General features: G+C 30.8%; 20 protein-coding genes, 1 tRNA gene and 1 pseudogene. All 22 read left to right on the top strand.

Annotated elements, in window-relative coordinates; translation table 11 throughout:
* The 22 genes and pseudogenes from zapA to LQ609_RS12670 all read left to right on the top strand — a co-directional run bounded on the left by zapA (position 1) and on the right by LQ609_RS12670 (position 17,414).
* Positions 1-273, top strand: coding sequence for a cell division protein ZapA (gene zapA / locus LQ609_RS01575; RefSeq protein ID WP_078356837.1), 273 nt, complete (start codon positions 1-3; stop codon positions 271-273).
* Positions 270-797: a CvpA family protein gene (locus LQ609_RS01570; RefSeq protein WP_078356838.1), complete on the top strand. Its 528-nt coding sequence runs from the start codon at positions 270-272 to the stop codon at positions 795-797. The genes zapA and LQ609_RS01570 overlap by 4 nt, the downstream gene beginning before the upstream one ends.
* Before the next feature lie 61 nt (positions 798-858).
* Positions 859-2,562, top strand: coding sequence for a DNA polymerase/3'-5' exonuclease PolX (polX, locus tag LQ609_RS01565; protein ID WP_239734251.1), 1,704 nt, complete (start codon positions 859-861; stop codon positions 2,560-2,562).
* Positions 2,563-2,587: 25 nt separating this feature from the next.
* Complete coding sequence (locus LQ609_RS01560; protein ID WP_239734250.1) at positions 2,588-4,936, top strand: endonuclease MutS2; 2,349 nt, start codon at positions 2,588-2,590, stop codon at positions 4,934-4,936.
* 121 nt (positions 4,937-5,057) lie between these two features.
* The gene (locus tag LQ609_RS01555; protein WP_078356841.1) at positions 5,058-5,804 is read left to right on the top strand and encodes an enoyl-CoA hydratase/isomerase family protein; all 747 of its coding nucleotides are present in this window, start codon (positions 5,058-5,060) and stop codon (positions 5,802-5,804) included.
* Between the two features lie 111 nt (positions 5,805-5,915).
* A complete protein-coding gene (gene trxA, locus LQ609_RS01550; RefSeq protein WP_078356842.1) occupies positions 5,916-6,230 on the top strand; it encodes a thioredoxin in 315 nt (104 codons plus the stop codon).
* Between the two features lie 179 nt (positions 6,231-6,409).
* Entirely contained in the window at positions 6,410-8,191 is a 1,782-nt protein-coding gene (uvrC, locus tag LQ609_RS01545; protein ID WP_078356843.1) for an excinuclease ABC subunit UvrC, read from the top strand.
* Between the two features lie 195 nt (positions 8,192-8,386).
* A complete protein-coding gene (locus tag LQ609_RS01540; RefSeq protein ID WP_078356844.1) occupies positions 8,387-8,998 on the top strand; it encodes a succinate dehydrogenase cytochrome b558 subunit in 612 nt (203 codons plus the stop codon).
* A gap of 32 nt (positions 8,999-9,030) precedes the next feature.
* Positions 9,031-10,794 (top strand): succinate dehydrogenase flavoprotein subunit, encoded by a 1,764-nt coding sequence (sdhA, locus tag LQ609_RS01535; RefSeq protein ID WP_078356845.1) that lies wholly within the window; start codon positions 9,031-9,033, stop codon positions 10,792-10,794.
* Between the two features lie 2 nt (positions 10,795-10,796).
* On the top strand, positions 10,797-11,606 hold the full coding sequence (gene sdhB / locus LQ609_RS01530) for a succinate dehydrogenase iron-sulfur subunit (protein WP_078356846.1): 810 nt from the start codon (positions 10,797-10,799) through the stop codon (positions 11,604-11,606).
* 161 nt (positions 11,607-11,767) lie between these two features.
* Positions 11,768-12,202, top strand: coding sequence for a MarR family winged helix-turn-helix transcriptional regulator (locus LQ609_RS01525; protein ID WP_078356847.1), 435 nt, complete (start codon positions 11,768-11,770; stop codon positions 12,200-12,202).
* The gene (racE, locus tag LQ609_RS01520) at positions 12,199-12,996 is read left to right on the top strand and encodes a glutamate racemase (protein ID WP_078356848.1); all 798 of its coding nucleotides are present in this window, start codon (positions 12,199-12,201) and stop codon (positions 12,994-12,996) included. Before LQ609_RS01525 ends, racE begins: the two co-directional genes overlap by 4 nt.
* 12 nt (positions 12,997-13,008) lie before the next feature.
* Positions 13,009-13,593 carry an XTP/dITP diphosphatase gene (locus LQ609_RS01515; protein ID WP_107509584.1) on the top strand — a complete coding sequence of 195 codons (585 nt, stop codon included), beginning with the start codon at positions 13,009-13,011 and terminating at the stop codon, positions 13,591-13,593.
* On the top strand, positions 13,590-14,096 hold the full coding sequence (locus tag LQ609_RS01510) for a YfcE family phosphodiesterase (RefSeq protein ID WP_239700237.1): 507 nt from the start codon (positions 13,590-13,592) through the stop codon (positions 14,094-14,096). The genes LQ609_RS01515 and LQ609_RS01510 overlap by 4 nt, the downstream gene beginning before the upstream one ends.
* Before the next feature lie 183 nt (positions 14,097-14,279).
* A complete protein-coding gene (locus tag LQ609_RS01505) occupies positions 14,280-14,495 on the top strand; it encodes a hypothetical protein (RefSeq protein WP_078356851.1) in 216 nt (71 codons plus the stop codon).
* A 122-nt stretch (positions 14,496-14,617) separates the two neighbouring features.
* Positions 14,618-14,691, top strand: a tRNA-Arg gene (locus LQ609_RS01500).
* Between the two features lie 101 nt (positions 14,692-14,792).
* The gene (locus tag LQ609_RS01495) at positions 14,793-15,002 is read left to right on the top strand and encodes a hypothetical protein (protein WP_107509582.1); all 210 of its coding nucleotides are present in this window, start codon (positions 14,793-14,795) and stop codon (positions 15,000-15,002) included.
* 280 nt (positions 15,003-15,282) lie between these two features.
* Positions 15,283-15,435 (top strand): annotated as a pseudogene (locus LQ609_RS01490) (hypothetical protein); the annotation flags it as partial.
* A gap of 113 nt (positions 15,436-15,548) precedes the next feature.
* Positions 15,549-15,818, top strand: coding sequence for a hypothetical protein (locus LQ609_RS01485; protein WP_107509578.1), 270 nt, complete (start codon positions 15,549-15,551; stop codon positions 15,816-15,818).
* 18 nt (positions 15,819-15,836) lie between these two features.
* Positions 15,837-16,442, top strand: a complete 606-nt coding sequence (locus tag LQ609_RS01480) for a phospholipase A2 family protein (protein WP_078356854.1) — start codon at positions 15,837-15,839, stop codon at positions 16,440-16,442.
* A gap of 383 nt (positions 16,443-16,825) precedes the next feature.
* Positions 16,826-17,125, top strand: coding sequence for a hypothetical protein (locus tag LQ609_RS01475; RefSeq protein WP_078356855.1), 300 nt, complete (start codon positions 16,826-16,828; stop codon positions 17,123-17,125).
* A 154-nt stretch (positions 17,126-17,279) separates the two neighbouring features.
* Positions 17,280-17,414: a hypothetical protein gene (locus tag LQ609_RS12670; RefSeq protein WP_275584130.1), complete on the top strand. Its 135-nt coding sequence runs from the start codon at positions 17,280-17,282 to the stop codon at positions 17,412-17,414.
* The last annotated feature ends 197 nt before the right edge of the window (positions 17,415-17,611 follow it).

The following is a 17,611-nucleotide window of genomic DNA, read 5'->3' as shown; positions in this document are numbered from 1 at the left end:
ATGAGTGAAAATAAAAATAGAGTGACAGTAGTTATAAATGATCAACATTATACAATAATTGGTGAAGACGATCCTTCGCATATTCGTTATGTAGCCGGAAGAGTCGATGAGAAGATACAAGCGTTAGGTCAGCTAAATGCTGGTTTAGATACAACGCGTAAATCTGTGCTCACGGCTGTTAATGTTATGCATGAATATGTTAAATTAGAAGAGGAAAATGATAAATTAAGAGAAGAAATCAAACAATTAAAACATAAAGGAAATTTAGAATGATTACATTAATTATAATTATATGTTTAATATTAGGTGTCATCATTGGATATAGACGTAGTTTAGTACTACAATCGCTACATTCTATTGGCACTATTTTCTCATTGGTGATTGCCGCGATATGCTTTGCACCATTTAGTAAACAATTGCATTTGATATTACCTTATCCAAGTGCTTCTACAGAAGGAAAAAACACAATATTTAATAGTATTAATAATGAGGATGCATTCTATAATATTATGGCAATACTCATTTTATTTATTTTTACTAAAGTAATTTTACAAATTGTAGCAACAGTTTTTGATTTTTATCATCAAATGGACTTTGGAGGCAAATATGCAAGATACTTTGGGATGGCATTAGGATTTATAGAGGCATACTTAGTCGTTATAATTACATTAGCTGCTATTGCAGTTATTCCAATTCCATTATTTATAGATACATTGCACCAATCATTTATTGGAAATGCTATCTTATCGAAGACACCATTCTTATCTGAGCAATTAGTAAAATGGCTTTCAAATTAAATGAATTCATATTGTAAAAAGTCATGGGCGAACCTATGACTTTTTTTACGGAGGAATAGATATGTTAACTAAAAAAGATATTGTAAAAATGTTAGAAACAATCGCTATTTATATGGAAATTAAAGGAGAAAATCCTTTCAAAGTATCAGCATATAGAAAAGCAAGTCAGTCTTTGGAAACGGATGAAAGAACACTAAATGAAATAGATGACGTTACATCTTTAAAAGGTATTGGTAAAGGTGTAGGTGATGTAATTAATGAGTATATTGATAACGGGACTCAAAGTTATTTAGATGAATTAAAAGAAGAAATTCCAGAAGGCTTAATACCATTACTTAAAATACAAGGTCTTGGCAGCAAAAAGATTGCTAAATTATATAAAGAATTAAATATAACAAATAAAGATGATTTAATTGCAGCTTGTGAAAAAAATGAAGTTTCAGCTTTACCTGGCTTTGCTAAAAAGACAGAACAAAAGCTTTTAGAAGAAGCGAAAGTTTTAGGACAAAGACCTGAAAGATATCCAATTAATAGCATGATTAAAGCACACGAAAAAGTTAATCAATATTTGGATGAAATAGAGGGTATTATTCAATATCAAGTTGCAGGCAGTTTTAGAAGAATGAGAGAAACAAGTAAAGATTTAGATTATATCATTTCTACTGAAGATGAGCTGAAGGTTCAGCAGTTATTATTAGAAATTCCAGAGATAAAAGAACAGATTGCTGTTGGGACAACAAAAGTGTCATTAGATTTGTTAATAGAAGATGATGTAATTGGTGTAGATTTTAGATTGATTAAACCAGAAGCTTTCTATCATACTTTACAACACTTCACAGGTTCAAAAGACCATAATATTAAAATTAGACAGCTTGCTAAACAAAGAAATGAGAAAGTTAGTGAATATGGTATAGAAGAAAAGAATGGTAACATCATTACTTATCAAAGTGAAAAAGAGATATATGATCATTACAATGTACCTTATATACCTCCAACTATGAGAGAAGATGGTACAGAATTTGATAAAAACATTCAAAACATTATTCAATTAGAAGATATCAATGGTGATATTCACATGCATACTACTTATAGTGATGGTGCATTTAAAATAGAAGAAATGATTGAAGCGGCTATCGAGCGTGGCTATAAATTTATTTGCATTACAGATCATTCTAGAAATTTAGCAGTAGCTAATGGTTTATCAATTGAACGATTACTTGAACAAAACAAAAAGATTAAAGCATTAAACGAAAAATATAAAGAGATAGATATTTATAGTGGAACAGAAATGGATATTAAACCAGATGGTTCATTAGATTATCCTGATGAAGTGTTAAAAGAACTAGATTATGTTATTGCAGCTATTCATCAAAGCTTTAATCAGAGCGAAGAAGAAATTATGAATAGACTAAAAACAGCATGTGAAAATAAATATGTTAGACATATTGCACACCCAACTGGTCGTATTATAGGTAGACGTGAAGGGTACAAAGTCAATATGGAACAACTTATTAAAATGGCGAAAGAAACAAACACTGTTTTAGAATTAAATGCTAATCCTCAAAGATTAGATTTAAACGCTGAAGTGTTAAAAAACAATCCTGATTTAATGATCACAATCAACACAGATGCACATCATATTGATCATTTTGATTTTATGAAATATGGTGTTGGCACAGCTCAAAAAGGATGGATAGATAAATCTCAAGTCATTAATGCTAAATCACGTGAAGAATTTAAAGAATGGATTAAATCAGAGAAATAAAGTATTAAAGAAGAGGGAAGATAATATGAATGAAAAAACATTAAAAGTTCTTGAATATCCCTTAATTATTCAACAATTATCTGCACATGCTACTAGTGATATAGCAGAGAGACTTATTAGTGAACTTAAACCAAGTGATGAACTGGAAACAGTTCAAAAGAGTTTGAATGAAACAGACGAAATGACTCAAATATATAATAAGCATAGAGTTCCTGGTTATTCAGGATTAAAAGATATAAAATCTTATGTCAGAAGAGCTGAAATAGGCAGCTTACTAAATGTTGAAGAATTAAACCAAATTAAACGTAATATTCAAGTTCAAAATAGATTCAAAACGTTTTATGCAAGTATAGTTGATGAAGACGAAGAAATTCTTTATCCAATTATTGATGGATATGTAGCACAATTACCAGTATTAAGTGATTTACTCAATCAAATTAGCGAGCAATGTGATGAGCATGACTTATTTGATACAGCTAGTCCGAAATTAGCAGAACTGCGTCATCAAATAAAAAAGACAAACGATCGTATTAAATCGAGACTAGAGCAAATGGTGAGATCATCAGCGAATCAGAAGAAACTATCTGATTCTATTGTGACAGTAAGAAACGATAGACATGTACTACCAGTTAAAGCAGAATATCGTCAAGATTTTAATGGTATCGTTCATGATCAATCAGCATCTGGCCAAACGTTATATATTGAACCAAGTGCAATTGTAGAGATGCATAATCAAATTTCTCAAGTTAAAGCTAAAGAAAAAGAAGAAAAAGATAGATTACTATATATATTAACTGAACTTGTCAGTGAAGTAGGATATGAACTATTATCGAGTACAGAAGTTATGGGCCATTTAGATTTTATTACCGCTAAAGCAAAGTTTGGCGCAACAATTAAAGCAACTAAACCTGTATTATCTGACGATAGAGCGATTTATTTACCAAAAGCAAGACACCCATTAATTAATCAGGCTGAGGTTATTAGTAATACTATAGAATTTAAACAAGATATAAATGCAGTTATTATTACGGGACCGAATACAGGTGGTAAAACGGTCACCTTAAAAACAGTAGGTCTCATTACATTGATGGCGCAGTCAGGTTTATTGATTCCTACATTAGATGGTGCAATTATAACTATTTTCAAAAAAGTATTTTGCGATATTGGTGATGAACAATCTATTGAACAGTCGCTTTCAACGTTTTCATCACATATGAAAAATATCGTTAATATTATTGATCAAGCTGATAAAGATTCATTAATTCTATTTGATGAACTCGGAGCGGGTACAGATCCTAGTGAAGGTGCCGCTTTAGCGATGAGCATACTTGATTATACAATTGAAAAAGATGCGCTAATTATGGCAACTACACATTATCCAGAACTTAAAGCATATAGTTATAATCGTGATAAAGTTATGAATGCAAGTGTCGAATTTGATGTTGAAACATTAAGACCTACCTATAAACTATTAATGGGTATACCAGGAAGATCAAATGCATTTGAAATATCTAAAAAATTAGGACTAAAAAATGAACTCATCAATCACGCTAAATCATTAATTGGTCAAGATGAGAAAGAAATTAATGTAATGATTGAATCTCTAGAAAAGAATGCGAAATCTGTAGAAAATGACAGAATTGAAGTTGAAAAATTGAAACAAGAATCAGCTGAATTACATCAATCACTATCTCAAGAATTACAGCGATTCGAAAAATTCAAAACACAATTAATGGATGATGCAAGAAATAAAGCAAACCAAGAAGTGAAACAAAAAACAAAAGAAGCTGAATCCATACTACAAGAACTTAGAGATATGCGAGATAATTCAGTAGCAAATGTAAAAGAACACGAGCTCATTGAAAGAAAGAAACGACTAGATAATCAATATACAGAAGCATCAATCAAACAAAATGTAAAAAAAGAGCGTCACGATAAAATTGAAAAAGGCGATGACGTTAAAGTTTTATCTTATGGTCAAAAAGGTGAAGTTATAGATGTTGTTAATGATAAAGAAGTAGTCGTTCAAATGGGTATACTTAAAATGAAAATTGAAGTAAAAGATTTAGAAAAGCTTGATAAAAAGAAACAACAACCAAGCAAAGTTGTTCCTAGAACTAATCGTACGACGATTAAAATGGATTTAGACTTACGCGGTTATCGTTATGAAGAGGCTATGATTGAATTAGATCAATATATTGATCAAGCAGTTCTTTCAAATTATGGTACAGTTAATATTATCCATGGTAAAGGTACTGGTGCGTTACAAAAAGGTGTAACAGATCATTTGAAACGACATCGTTCAGTAGATAACTTTAGAACAGGAATGCCATCAGAAGGTGGATTTGGTGTTACTGTAGTAACATTGAAATAAGGAGGAAACATATTGGATAATTTTGATATGTATAAACTAGCAAAAGTGTTGCTCGTTATTTCTGCTTTAACATTTATTGCAGGTATTGTTTATTTATTATTCTTATAAGGAGGTAATTTGAATGATTGAGACTAACGTTGAGAAGCAAGTTCTATTTATTCATTTAAATCATGGTCCAGTTAACGCATTAAATGAAGAAGTTTTAGCGGCTATCATCAAAGCCATTGAGACTCAAGGATTTGATGATAATGTGAAAGTAATCGTAATTAAAGGTAATGAAAAATGTTTTTCTGCAGGTGCAGACATTAAATCATTTCCAAATTTAACAAAGCATGAAAGATTAGACTTAGCTTCAACTAGCGCAAAATTATTTAGACTAATCAAAACTTGTCATAAACCAGTGATAAGTTCTATTCATGGAGTATGTTTAGGTGGAGGATTTGAATTAGCTTTAGCATGTGATATGAGATTAATTACGAAAGATACGAAAGTAGGATTACCTGAAATTAATTTAGGAATATTTCCTGGATTTGGTGGCGTAAGAAGATTATCTTATATGATAGGGCAACATAAAGCATTACAAATCGCTTTAACAGGTGAAAATATTAACTTAGATGATATAAAGTATTTGTTTAATGAAATTGTTAAAGATAAAGCAGAATTAGAAAAAGCAACTGAAGAATTAGCTTATAATATAGCATCGAAGTCATTAGACTCAATAAAAGTTATTAAACAAATGTCCAATTTAGATTTATCATTAGAAAGTGACCAAATTGAAGAAAGACATTTCGTAGATATTATAGAAAGTGAAAATGCTCAAGAAGGTATTGATGCATTTATCTCAAAAAGAAAACCAGAATTTAAGTGATTGCTTCCAAGTCCAACATCAAGTACAATACAGTTTGAGCAAACAACATGCATTGCAAAATAAAGCGTGCTATACTCTCATTATCATAAGTTAACAAGGAGGATTTTTCCAATGGCATTAGTAAAAGCAACAGATGCAAATTTCGATGAACAAATTAAAGAAGGCGTAAGTTTAGTGGACTTCTGGGCACCATGGTGTGGACCTTGTAAAATGATCGCGCCAGTATTAGAAGATTTAGCTAAAGACGTTGAAGGTAAAGCAGATATCGTTAAATTAGATGTAGATGAAAACCAAGCAACAGCAGCTAAATACGAAGTAATGAGTATTCCAACATTAATCGTATTCAAAGATGGCGAAGCTGTAGATAAAGTAGTAGGTTTCCAACCTAAAGAACAATTAGAACAAGTATTATCTAAACACTATTAATAAGATTGAGTAATGGTGATAAGAGGCTGAGACAATTAAATTGTCCAGCTTCTTTTTTGTTCCCTTATATTTCTTGAGCACCTAAATATACATTTCTAATTTTTATGTTAAATAGAACGTATGTTTTGGTTAAATGAAATATTGTTGATATAATTATTAAAAAAAGGTAGGTGAATAAGGTGGAAGACTACCAAAAAAGAATAAAACAAAAATTAGATGTATTACCTACATATCCTGGTTGTTACATTATGAAAGACAGACATGACTCTGTTATATATGTTGGTAAAGCAAAACGTCTTAGAAATAGAGTTCGAAGTTATTTTACAGGTGCACATGATGAAAAAACAACTCGTCTAGTTGGAGAGATTCGAGATTTTGAATTTATCGTTACATCTAGTGAAATTGAATCATTATTATTAGAGTTAAACCTTATAAAAAAACATCAACCTAGATATAACATCTTATTAAAAGATGATAAAAGTTACCCCTTTATCAAAATTACGAAAGAAAAGCACCCACGTTTAATCGTTACAAGAACTGTGAAAAAAGATTCAGGAAAATATTTTGGTCCTTATCCAAATGCTTATGCAGCACATGAAACGAAAAAATTGCTAGATAGAATCTATCCTTTAAGAAAATGTGTAACAATGCCTAACAAAGTTTGCTTATATTACCATATAGGACAATGTTTAGGACCATGTGTCTATCCTGTTGAACAAGCACAATATCAAGCTATGATTAAAGAAATTACAGACTTTTTAAATGGTGATGATAAATCAATTGTGAATGATTTAAAAGAAAAAATGAATGCAGCTAGTGAAGCTTTAAAATTTGAAGAAGCTAAAGAATATAGGGACTTAATTCAGCATATTGAAATGTTGAATTATAAACAAAATATGATGTCATCAGATATGACGATGAGAGATATATTCGGTTATTCTGTCGATAAAGGTTGGATGTGTATTCAAGTGTTCTTCATAAGACAAGGGAAATTGATAGAAAGACAGGCATCTATGATTCCAATAATACAAACTGCGGAAGAAGAATTTTATACCTTTATAGGTCAGTTTTATACATTGAATCAACATTTAACACCTAAAGAAATACACATTCCAAAAGACATAGACATTAAAACAGTTGAGTCAGTTGTTGATTCAAAAGTTGTACAACCTAAAAGAGGTAAGAAAAAAGAAATGGTAGATTTAGCAATTAAAAACGCTAGTATTTCATTGAAAAACAAATTTGAACTCATCGCGAAAGATGAATCACGAACAATAAAAGCAATAGACAATTTAGGTGAAGCAATGGGAATTCAAACACCAATTAGAATTGAAGCATTCGATAATTCTAATATTCAAGGTGTTGATCCTGTATCAGTCATGATTGCTTTTGTAGATGGCAAACCAAGTAAAAAAGATTATCGTAAATACAAAATTAAATCAGTCAAAGGACCTGATGATTATAAATCTATGCAAGAAGCTGTTAGAAGAAGATATACAAGAGTTTTAAAAGAAGGCTTGCCAATACCAGATTTAATAATTGTTGATGGTGGTAAAGGTCATATGACTTCTGTTAGAGAAGTATTAGAAAATGAATTAGGACTTGATATTCCAATTGCAGGATTAAGTAAAAATGATAAACACCAAACTTCAGAATTACTTTATGGTGCTCAAGCAGAAATTATACCACTAAAGAAAAACTCTCAAGAATTTTATTTACTTCAACGAATACAAGATGAAGTGCATAGATTTGCAATTAGTTTTCATAGATCAACGCGACAAAAGACAACCTTGAAATCTGCTTTAGATGAAATAGAAGGCATAGGGCCGAAAAGAAAGCAAACATTGCTAAAACATTTTGGTTCTATTAAGAAAATGAGAGAGTCTAGTTTGAAAGATTTTACTGAAATTGGGTTACCAGAAAAAGTTGCTCAAAATTTAGTAAAAAAGCTTAGTAATTAAAGAGTAAAATTACAATAAAAAATCAATATATTTGGGCATGAGAATTATTCTCATGCCCAAATTCATACTTAATGATGTTACAATATACATGTAATGCTCATCGAATTTTTTTTAGCATATATGTAATCGTTTTCAGTTTTGCATATATAATAATATATCGATAGAGCCATAGATTAAAGTTAGGGGGGACTTCTTTTGGCGTCAAGCGAAAAACAGTTTATATTACGTCGTATTCATTCATTATTAGGTGTAATTCCTATAGGAATATTCTTGATTCAACACTTATTAATTAACCACTTTGCAACAATTAGCCCGGAGGCTTTCAATAAAGCATCTGATTTTATGTGGAATTTACCATTTAAAATAGTGTTAGAGGTTGTAGTAATTTATATTCCTATACTATTCCACGCTATTTATGGATTATACATAGCTTTTACAGCTAAAGAAAATGTAGGAAGACAATCTTTATTCAGAAATTGGATGTTTTTACTACAACGCATAACTGGTATAGTTTCATTTATTTTTATAGCTGTACACGTATACCAAACACGTATTCAAGCTGCATTAGGTCATCATGTTGATTTTGATATGGTATCAGATATTTTATCTAATCCTATTTCTGTAACGCTTTATGTTATTGGTGTGCTAAGTGTTATATTCCATTTTTCAAATGGATTATGGTCATTCTGCATTACTTGGGGAATTACACAATCACCTAAATCTCAACGCTTTATGACATATGTAACATTATTAGTATTTATAGTAATTAGTATTATTGGCTTAAGAGCTATTTTTGCATTCGTATAAGATTTATACTTTTTAGGGGAGTGACAATTTTTATGGCAAACAACAAAATTATTGTTGTCGGTGGCGGTTTAGCAGGATTGATGGCAACAATTAAAGCTGCAGAAAAAGGTGCACATGTTGATTTATTCTCATTAGTACCTGTTAAACGTTCACACTCTGTATGTGCGCAAGGTGGTATTAACGGAGCTGTTAATACAAAAGGTGAAGGTGACTCTACTTTCATTCACTTTGATGACACAGTATATGGTGGAGATTTCTTAGCTAACCAAACACCAGTGAAAAATATGACTGCAGCAGCACCAAGTATCATACATTTATTAGACAGAATGGGCGTAATGTTTAACCGTACACCTGAAGGTCTTTTAGATTTCCGTAGATTTGGTGGTACTTTATATCATAGAACTGCTTTTGCAGGTGCAACGACTGGGCAACAACTATTATATGCATTAGATGAACAAGTGAGAAGCTTTGAAGTAAAAGGTTTAGTTACAAAATATGAAGGCTGGGAATTTTTAGGTATTATAAAAGATGATGAAAATTCAGCCCGTGGTATCGTAGCGCAAAACTTAACAGATTCTAAAATAGAATCATTTGGTTCAGATGCTGTAATTATGGCAACAGGTGGTCCTGGTATTATCTTTGGTAAGTCTACTAACTCAATGATTAATACAGGTTCTGCTGCATCAGTTGTTTATCAACAAGGTGCTAAGTATGCTAACGGTGAATTTATTCAAATTCACCCAACTGCAATTCCAGGTGATGATAAACTAAGATTAATGAGTGAATCAGCTCGTGGTGAAGGTGGACGTATCTGGACTTATAAAGATGGTAAACCATGGTATTTCTTAGAAGAAAAATACCCAGATTACGGTAACTTAGTACCACGTGATATCGCAACGCGTGAAATATTTGATGTGTGTGTTAACCAAAAACTTGGTATTAACGGTGAGAACATGGTATATCTTGACTTATCACATAAAGACGCACATGAATTAGATGTTAAGCTTGGCGGTATAATAGAAATATATGAAAAATTCACTGGTGACGACCCTCGTAAAGTCCCAATGAAAATATTCCCAGCTGTTCATTATTCAATGGGTGGAATTTGGGTAGACTTTGATCAAATGACTAATATTAAAGGTCTATTTGCAGCAGGTGAATGTGATTATTCACAACATGGCGGTAATAGATTAGGAGCTAACTCTTTATTATCAGCTATTTATGGTGGTATGGTTGCAGGACCAAATGCAATGGAATATGTTAAAAATATTAAAACATCATACACTGAATTAGATGAAGAAATATTCCAAAAACGTATTGATGAAGAACAAGAAAAATTCGACCACTTATTACAACTTAAAGGTACTGAAAATGCTTATAAGTTACACAAAGAATTAGGTGAAATTATGACTGCAAACGTTACTGTTGTTCGTCATAATGATAAACTTCTTGAAACAGATAAGAAAATTGTTGAATTAATGGAAAGATATCAAAATATTGATATGGAAGATACTTCAACATGGAGTAACCAAGCTGTATTCTTTACACGTCAATTATGGAATATGTTAGTTTTAGCAAGAGTTATTACGATTGGTGCATATAATCGTAATGAATCTCGAGGGGCACACTATAAACCAGAGTTTCCTGAACGTAATGATGAAGAATGGTTAAAAACAACTATTGCTCAGTTCAGAGGACCAGAAGAAGCACCTGAATTCTCATATGAAGAAGTGGATGTTAGTCACATTAAACCTCGTAAACGAGATTACTCTAAGAAATCCGAAGGGAGTAAATAATAATGGCAGACACTCAAACAGTTGAACAAAATTCACAAGATCAAAATCAAGAAAATAAAACAATTTCAATTATCATAAAGCGACAAGAAAATGATCAGTCACAACCATACGAAGAAAAATTTGAGATTCCTTATAGACCAAATATGAACGTAATCGCAGCTTTGATGGAAATACAAAGAAATCCGTTCACTTCAAATGGTGAAAAGACAACGCCAGTTACATGGGATATGAACTGTCTGGAAGAAGTTTGTGGCGCTTGTTCTATGGTTATTAATGGTAAAGCACGTCAATCATGTTCTGCTATCATTGACCAATTAGAACAACCAATCAAACTTGAACCTATGAAAACTTTCCCAGTGATTCGTGACTTACAAGTTGATCGTTCTCGTATGTTCGATAACTTGAAAAAAGTTCAAGCATGGGTTCCAATTGATGGTACTTATGATTTAGGTCCTGGCCCACGTATGCCTGAGAAAAAACGTCAAACAGCATATGAGTTATCTAAATGTATGACATGTGGTGTATGTTTAGAAGTATGTCCTAATGTAAACGTAGATAATAATTTTATGGGAGCACAAGCAATTTCTCAAGTTCGTCTTTTCAACTTACATCCAACAGGTAGTATGACTAAAGATGAGAGAATTAAAGCGTTGATGTCTGATGGTGGCATTCAAGAATGTGGTAGTTCACAAAACTGTGTTAATGCTTGTCCAAAAGGTATTCCTTTAACAACATCAATCGCAGCAATGAATAGAGAAACTACATTCCAAATGTTTAAATCATTCTTCGGATCAGATCACGAAGTTAATTAAAACGATTTAAAATAAATTAACCTTTAAAGCCAATTATAAAATTGGTTTTAAAGGTTTTTTTCTATTATTCGTGATGAAAAAGGACCAATTGATTAACCGCAAATAAATGTATGTGTTATTATAATTAGTATAAGTTTTAAGTGAAAAGAGGTTCAAAAGCAATGGAAGAAATTACTAAACAGATTGAATATTCGCTTCGACATATCGTTGATAGAACTAAGTTGAGATCGAGAGGACAGTTAAAAGTATACGATATTTCACCTCCACAATTTATTGCGTTACAATGGTTAAATGAACATCAACAATTAACAATAGGTGAGTTATCTAAACGATTATATTTAGCTTATTCTACGACTACAGACATAATTGATAAACTTGAACAAAAAGAATTAGTCTTAAGAATTCAATCTGAAGAAGATAAAAGAGTATTCCATGTCAAGTTATTAGAAAAAGGTACAGCTCTAATCGATGAAGTAGTTTATGCAAGACAATCTTATACTGAAGATCTTTTATCAGTGATGAACGAAGAAGACAAAATTAAATTTAATGAAGCTCTAGAGATTATGCTGAAAAGAATGAGAAGTGAAGATAAATGAATAAACCAATAGGCGTAATTGATTCAGGTATCGGTGGGTTAACAGTTGCTAAAGAAATAATGAGGCAATTGCCTAACGAGACGATTTATTACTTAGGTGATATAGGTAGATGTCCTTACGGGCCAAGAAGTAAAGAAGAGGTAAAAACATTTACTATACAACTGGCTAACTTTTTAGTAGAAAAAGATATTAAAATGCTTGTAATTGCTTGTAACACAGCAACTGCTGTAGCATTAAAACCATTACAAGAATTATTATCAATTCCTGTTATAGGTGTAATTGACCCAGGTTCTAGAACAGCTATAATGACGACTAATAATAATCGTGTGCTCGTATTAGGAACAGAAGGCACAATTAAATCTGAAGCATATAGAAGAAGTATAAAGTCTATAAACCCACAAGTAGAAGTTAAGGGTATTGCATGCCCAGGCTTCGTACCTTTAGTGGAACAAATGAGGTATAAAGATCCAACTATTACAAGCATTGTCATACATCAAACACTTAAACAATGGCGTTATGATGATTCCGATACGGTGATATTAGGATGTACTCATTACCCATTATTATATGATGCTATCCATCAATATTTTGATGATGGAAAGACCATTATCTCTTCAGGTTTGGAAACTGCTAGAGAGGTCAGTGCCTTATTAACATTTAGTAATGAGCACTCTTATTACACACCTAAACCTAAGCATAAATTTTTTGCAAATGGTGATGTAGAGCATATTACACGAACTATAAAAGAATGGCTGCATATAGAAGACGCTAAAGTTGAAAGAATAACATTGTAAGGAGAGATAATTATGAACGATATCATTATCGCATCAAACAACAAAGGTAAAATAAATGACTTTAAAGCAATTTTTCCTAAAGCGAATGTTATAGGTATTTCTGAAATTGCTCCTGATTTTGATGTAGAAGAAACAGGTATGACATTTGAAGAAAATGCTATATTAAAGGCAGAAACAGCATCAAAACAATTAAATAAAATAGTTATAGCAGATGACAGTGGTTTATCTGTAAAAGCTTTAAATGGTGAACCAGGTATATACTCAGCAAGATATGCTGGAGAACAAAAAAATGATCAAGATAATATTGATAAATTATTAAGTAACCTGCAAGGTATAGAGAATAGAGAGGCAGAGTTTGTATGTGCAATAGCTGTCAGTGAACCAGGTAAAGAAACACTTACTTATGTAGGTAAAGCACAAGGTGAAATAATAGATGAACAGAGAGGAGAAAATGGATTTGGATATGATCCGATTTTCTTCGTTCCTTCATTAGACAGAACGATGGCCGAATTAACAGTAGCAGAAAAAAGTGCAATTAGCCACCGTGGTAATGCAATTAAACTAATGAATGAAGATGTAGGGGAGAGATTCCAATGAGATGGATAATTGTCAGTGATAATCACGGAGAACAAGGAATACTACATGAAATATATGATAAATATAAAGAAGCGGATTTATTCTTACATCTAGGAGATTCAGAGTTTGATTATGATGATACTGAATTAACCTTATATAAAAGAGTAAAAGGTAATTGTGATTTTGATCCACGTTTTCCAATAGAAGAGCAAGGAGAAGTTAAAGGAATCGGATATTTCTATACACATGGACATCGATATGAAGTTAAAGGTGCTAGAGATGTATTAAGTGCACATGCTAAGAAAGCAAATGCTAATTTTGCTTTCTATGGACATAGCCATGTTGCTTTATGTGAATCAATTGATGGCGTATATTGTATAAATCCAGGTAGCATCTCTCAAACTCGAGGGAAATGGGAAGAAACCTATGCTGTAATAGATTTTGATAGTGAGCTTAACAATGCTAGTTTAACTTTCTTAAATAGAAATCATGAAGAAATTGAAAAACAATCTTTAGCTTTATAATAAAGTTTCACACAACCAAAACTTTTAATAGCTTTTATTAATTGAGATATTCATATGAATATCTCAATTTTATTAAATAATTAGAATAAACTTTCAATTAAAGTGAAAATGTTTTATAATTATTAATGTCGTAAATTTAATGTAAAGAAGTAAGAACTGTAATGTAATCAGGAGGGTGTTAAAATGAGTAGAACACACGTAACATCAGTTATTAATCAAGACAAATTTTGTATTAATAAAACTGAAGAACATGAATTACATAAAAACGAAAACATATATGTATTAACTTCAAATGGGCTAGTACATGCAAGTGTATTAGAAATATTTGAAGAAAAATCAGTATGTAAAGCAGAAAAAGCCAATATAGTTAAAGTGAATGACATCGTAATCGCTGAATAAAGTATAAATAATTTAAATAAACGTGTAATAATACTTCGAAAGCGATTTAATAAACCTTTTTCTTTTTAAAAAGTATTGATAAATCAGGTTCTATTCGATATAATTATTCTTGTGTTGAAAATGTCCTGGTAGCTCAGCTGGATAGAGCAACGGCCTTCTAAGCCGTCGGTCGGGGGTTCGAATCCCTCCCAGGACGTAAATTACCAATATCCCGTTGTATCTCGTTATTTGTAACGATGATATAACGGGATTTTTTTGTATATAGATATTCATCTACTCAAAATGTAGTTGATAAAGATGAATGAAGAAAAGTCTCTAGAATATTGGATGGATCGAGCGCGTAATACAATAAATCAAGAAATACAAGAAGATGCAAAGGAAAATAATAACAGTAATGAAGTAGTTTATATTTCAGGACAAAATTATTTTGCGAAGGAGTATGGTAGCAAAAAAGAATTGTTAATTTCATCAGGTGGTGATACCTATGATTATAGTTGTTACTCCTAGAAAAGATTAGCATGGCAGACTATGAAATCTTAATGATAGTATTTACTGTCATTGGATTAGTCATGATTAAAGAAAGCCATAAAAAATAACCATCACTAACTTTGGCGAGTAAGATGGTTATTTAATCATTTTTTAACATGGCCACCGTCTTTTTAACGGGCTAACTAGGGTGATACACAATAAGTGTGTCACTCTTTTTCTATATATAAATTAACACAATATATAAATGTTGTCTAATTAGAATGATGCGAGGTGTTAAGGTGGAATAAGAGGTGAGTAAATGTCACTACCATCAAATGGTATACCCACAGCCTCACAAGTAGCAGATTGGGCTGTTAATCAAATTGGTAAACGTGTTGATTTACCTAGTTCAGGATATGGTGCGCAGTGTTGGGATTTACCTAACTATATTTTTAATAGGTTTTGGGGGTTTTAGAACACCTCGTAATGCTGTTTATGGTGTGAAAAATCAAATTATTTATTATTGATTATTTACATATTTTGGATAATTGCTATATAATGCAAAAAAAGGAGGTTGCTACAATAATGCTTAAAACAATTTATACAGTAAATATAATTAACTATTTAGTCTTTATAGTTGGTGTATTTTATATTTACTTAAACAAAAATGACTTTGCAGATCTCTTAATATTTTTTGGAATCACTTCTGTAATAGCTGGTGTGATATCTCTAGTATTTGTTTTTTCAAAAATAGAAAAAGTTAGATATACAGGTGTAATATGGTTTGTGGTAAATATTGCAAACATTTTGTTTTTAATACCCTTTATAATATTTCTTTTATTTTTTGTAATTTAATCGATAAGGGGAATGCATATGAAAATACTTAATAAAATATTGGCTATTACTTTAGCAGTTTTAATATCCATTTCACATACTATTGAAAGTGTTCATGCTGAAGAAACAGACGTAAGTAATGATAAAATACTCAAAGACCAAAATCTTTATAATGAAGAGATAGAAGATATAAATGAAATGGGTAAATATGAAAAATACATAAATCAAAATTATTTTGGTCATAAATATCCAAATGATTCGTTAATGTTGAAAGATAATTTGACTGCTGATGAAAAATTATTAGTTAAAGAAATATCATTAAGTTATAATGCTTTTGATAACCAAGAGAAATACACGCCAAAAACATTTCCTATGTATCATGGTAGATATTGTGGTAAAGGAAATCTAGGTGGAAAACCTAAAGATAGGTTAGACGCTGCGTGCAAGAAACATGATGAATGCTATGCGAAACATGGATGGGGAAAATGCAAATGTGATTATCCATTTGTTTTATCTGCATTAAGTATTGCTAAAAATAAAAAATACAGAAAAGCTTATAGACTTAGAGCTAAAGGAGCAGCATATGTATTTGGTGTGAAGTCTACTTCTTGTATAGCTGTTAAAAAACTTTATAAGAAAGGTTAATCTATTTTTGCTAAAAGTGAAATAAATAATACTGATTCTAGTAAATCTAATATTACTGTTTATATTTTATCTTTTATTTGTATTCCTTGCGTATAAAGAGAATAAATTATTATCATTAATGTTATTAGTTGGTGCAATAATTAATTTGATTTCATATTTTCTACAGTAAACCTTTATTACTTAACTTGTCACTTTGTATGAAGGGATTATTTTTACTAATTATCAGCATCTGATATGAGTAAATGATGCTAGTAGAGGATACAATATATGATAAAATTCAGATAATTAACTAATCACACTAATTAAGATTGGTTTAATTGTATAGAGGATTAAATAATTATGGTTGAAATATAAATTTTCTTTGAAAAAGAGGAGTATAAATAATGCTCAATATAATATTAGAACTATGTATATTTTTAACATCACTAATCATTTCTATATATGTAGCGAAAACTAAAAATATATTTATCATCGCTTCAATAGAACATGACAAAGTAAAACCAGAAAATGTAAATAAAATTTCATATATGTTTTCTGTTTGTTTATTTATGGGGACTACTTTTATCGTTGCCGCGGATGTGGTTTATAATTTTAGTCCTGTTCTATCGATTGCGTTGTTTATTTTAGGTATGTTAGTTTTAGTACTGTTTTATGTATTATTTGTAATTATAGAAAAAAGTTAGTTTTTTATAATAAGTTTTAAAGAAAATTGGTAGTGTTGTAATAAGAAAAAGAGTTTTTCAGGTATCATGTGCAATTAGTGCTGATAAAAAGTATTTTACGAGGTAGGTAATTATTATGAAGTATATATTGTCATACATATCCTTTTCAGTAATAATGCTAATATTATTAACAATATTCAATTTAATTTTTAGTGATGGTATAGAATGGACAAAAAATGTAATTCTATCTGTGATAACTTATCCAATTTATTTATTCTTTGATTGGGCATTAGAAGGTAATAACAAATAGTAGTGGTTAATATGATAACCTGGTTAAAAATAAAAGAAAAAATAACCCACTTTAATGTGTTTGCCCAATAAGTTCAACTTTAGGTAGTACTTCTAAAAATAGGTAGGGTTATTTTTAAAACTACAAAAATTCAGGGAATATTTGTAAATTTCATAGCTTTTTTGCTTCAGAAATATTTTATTTTTGAGGCAGTGTTC

This window comes from Mammaliicoccus sp. G-M28, from assembly GCF_022386595.1.
Classification (GTDB): Bacteria; Bacillota; Bacilli; order Staphylococcales; family Staphylococcaceae; genus Mammaliicoccus; species Mammaliicoccus fleurettii.
This window is presented reverse-complemented; position numbering and strand designations above follow the sequence as displayed.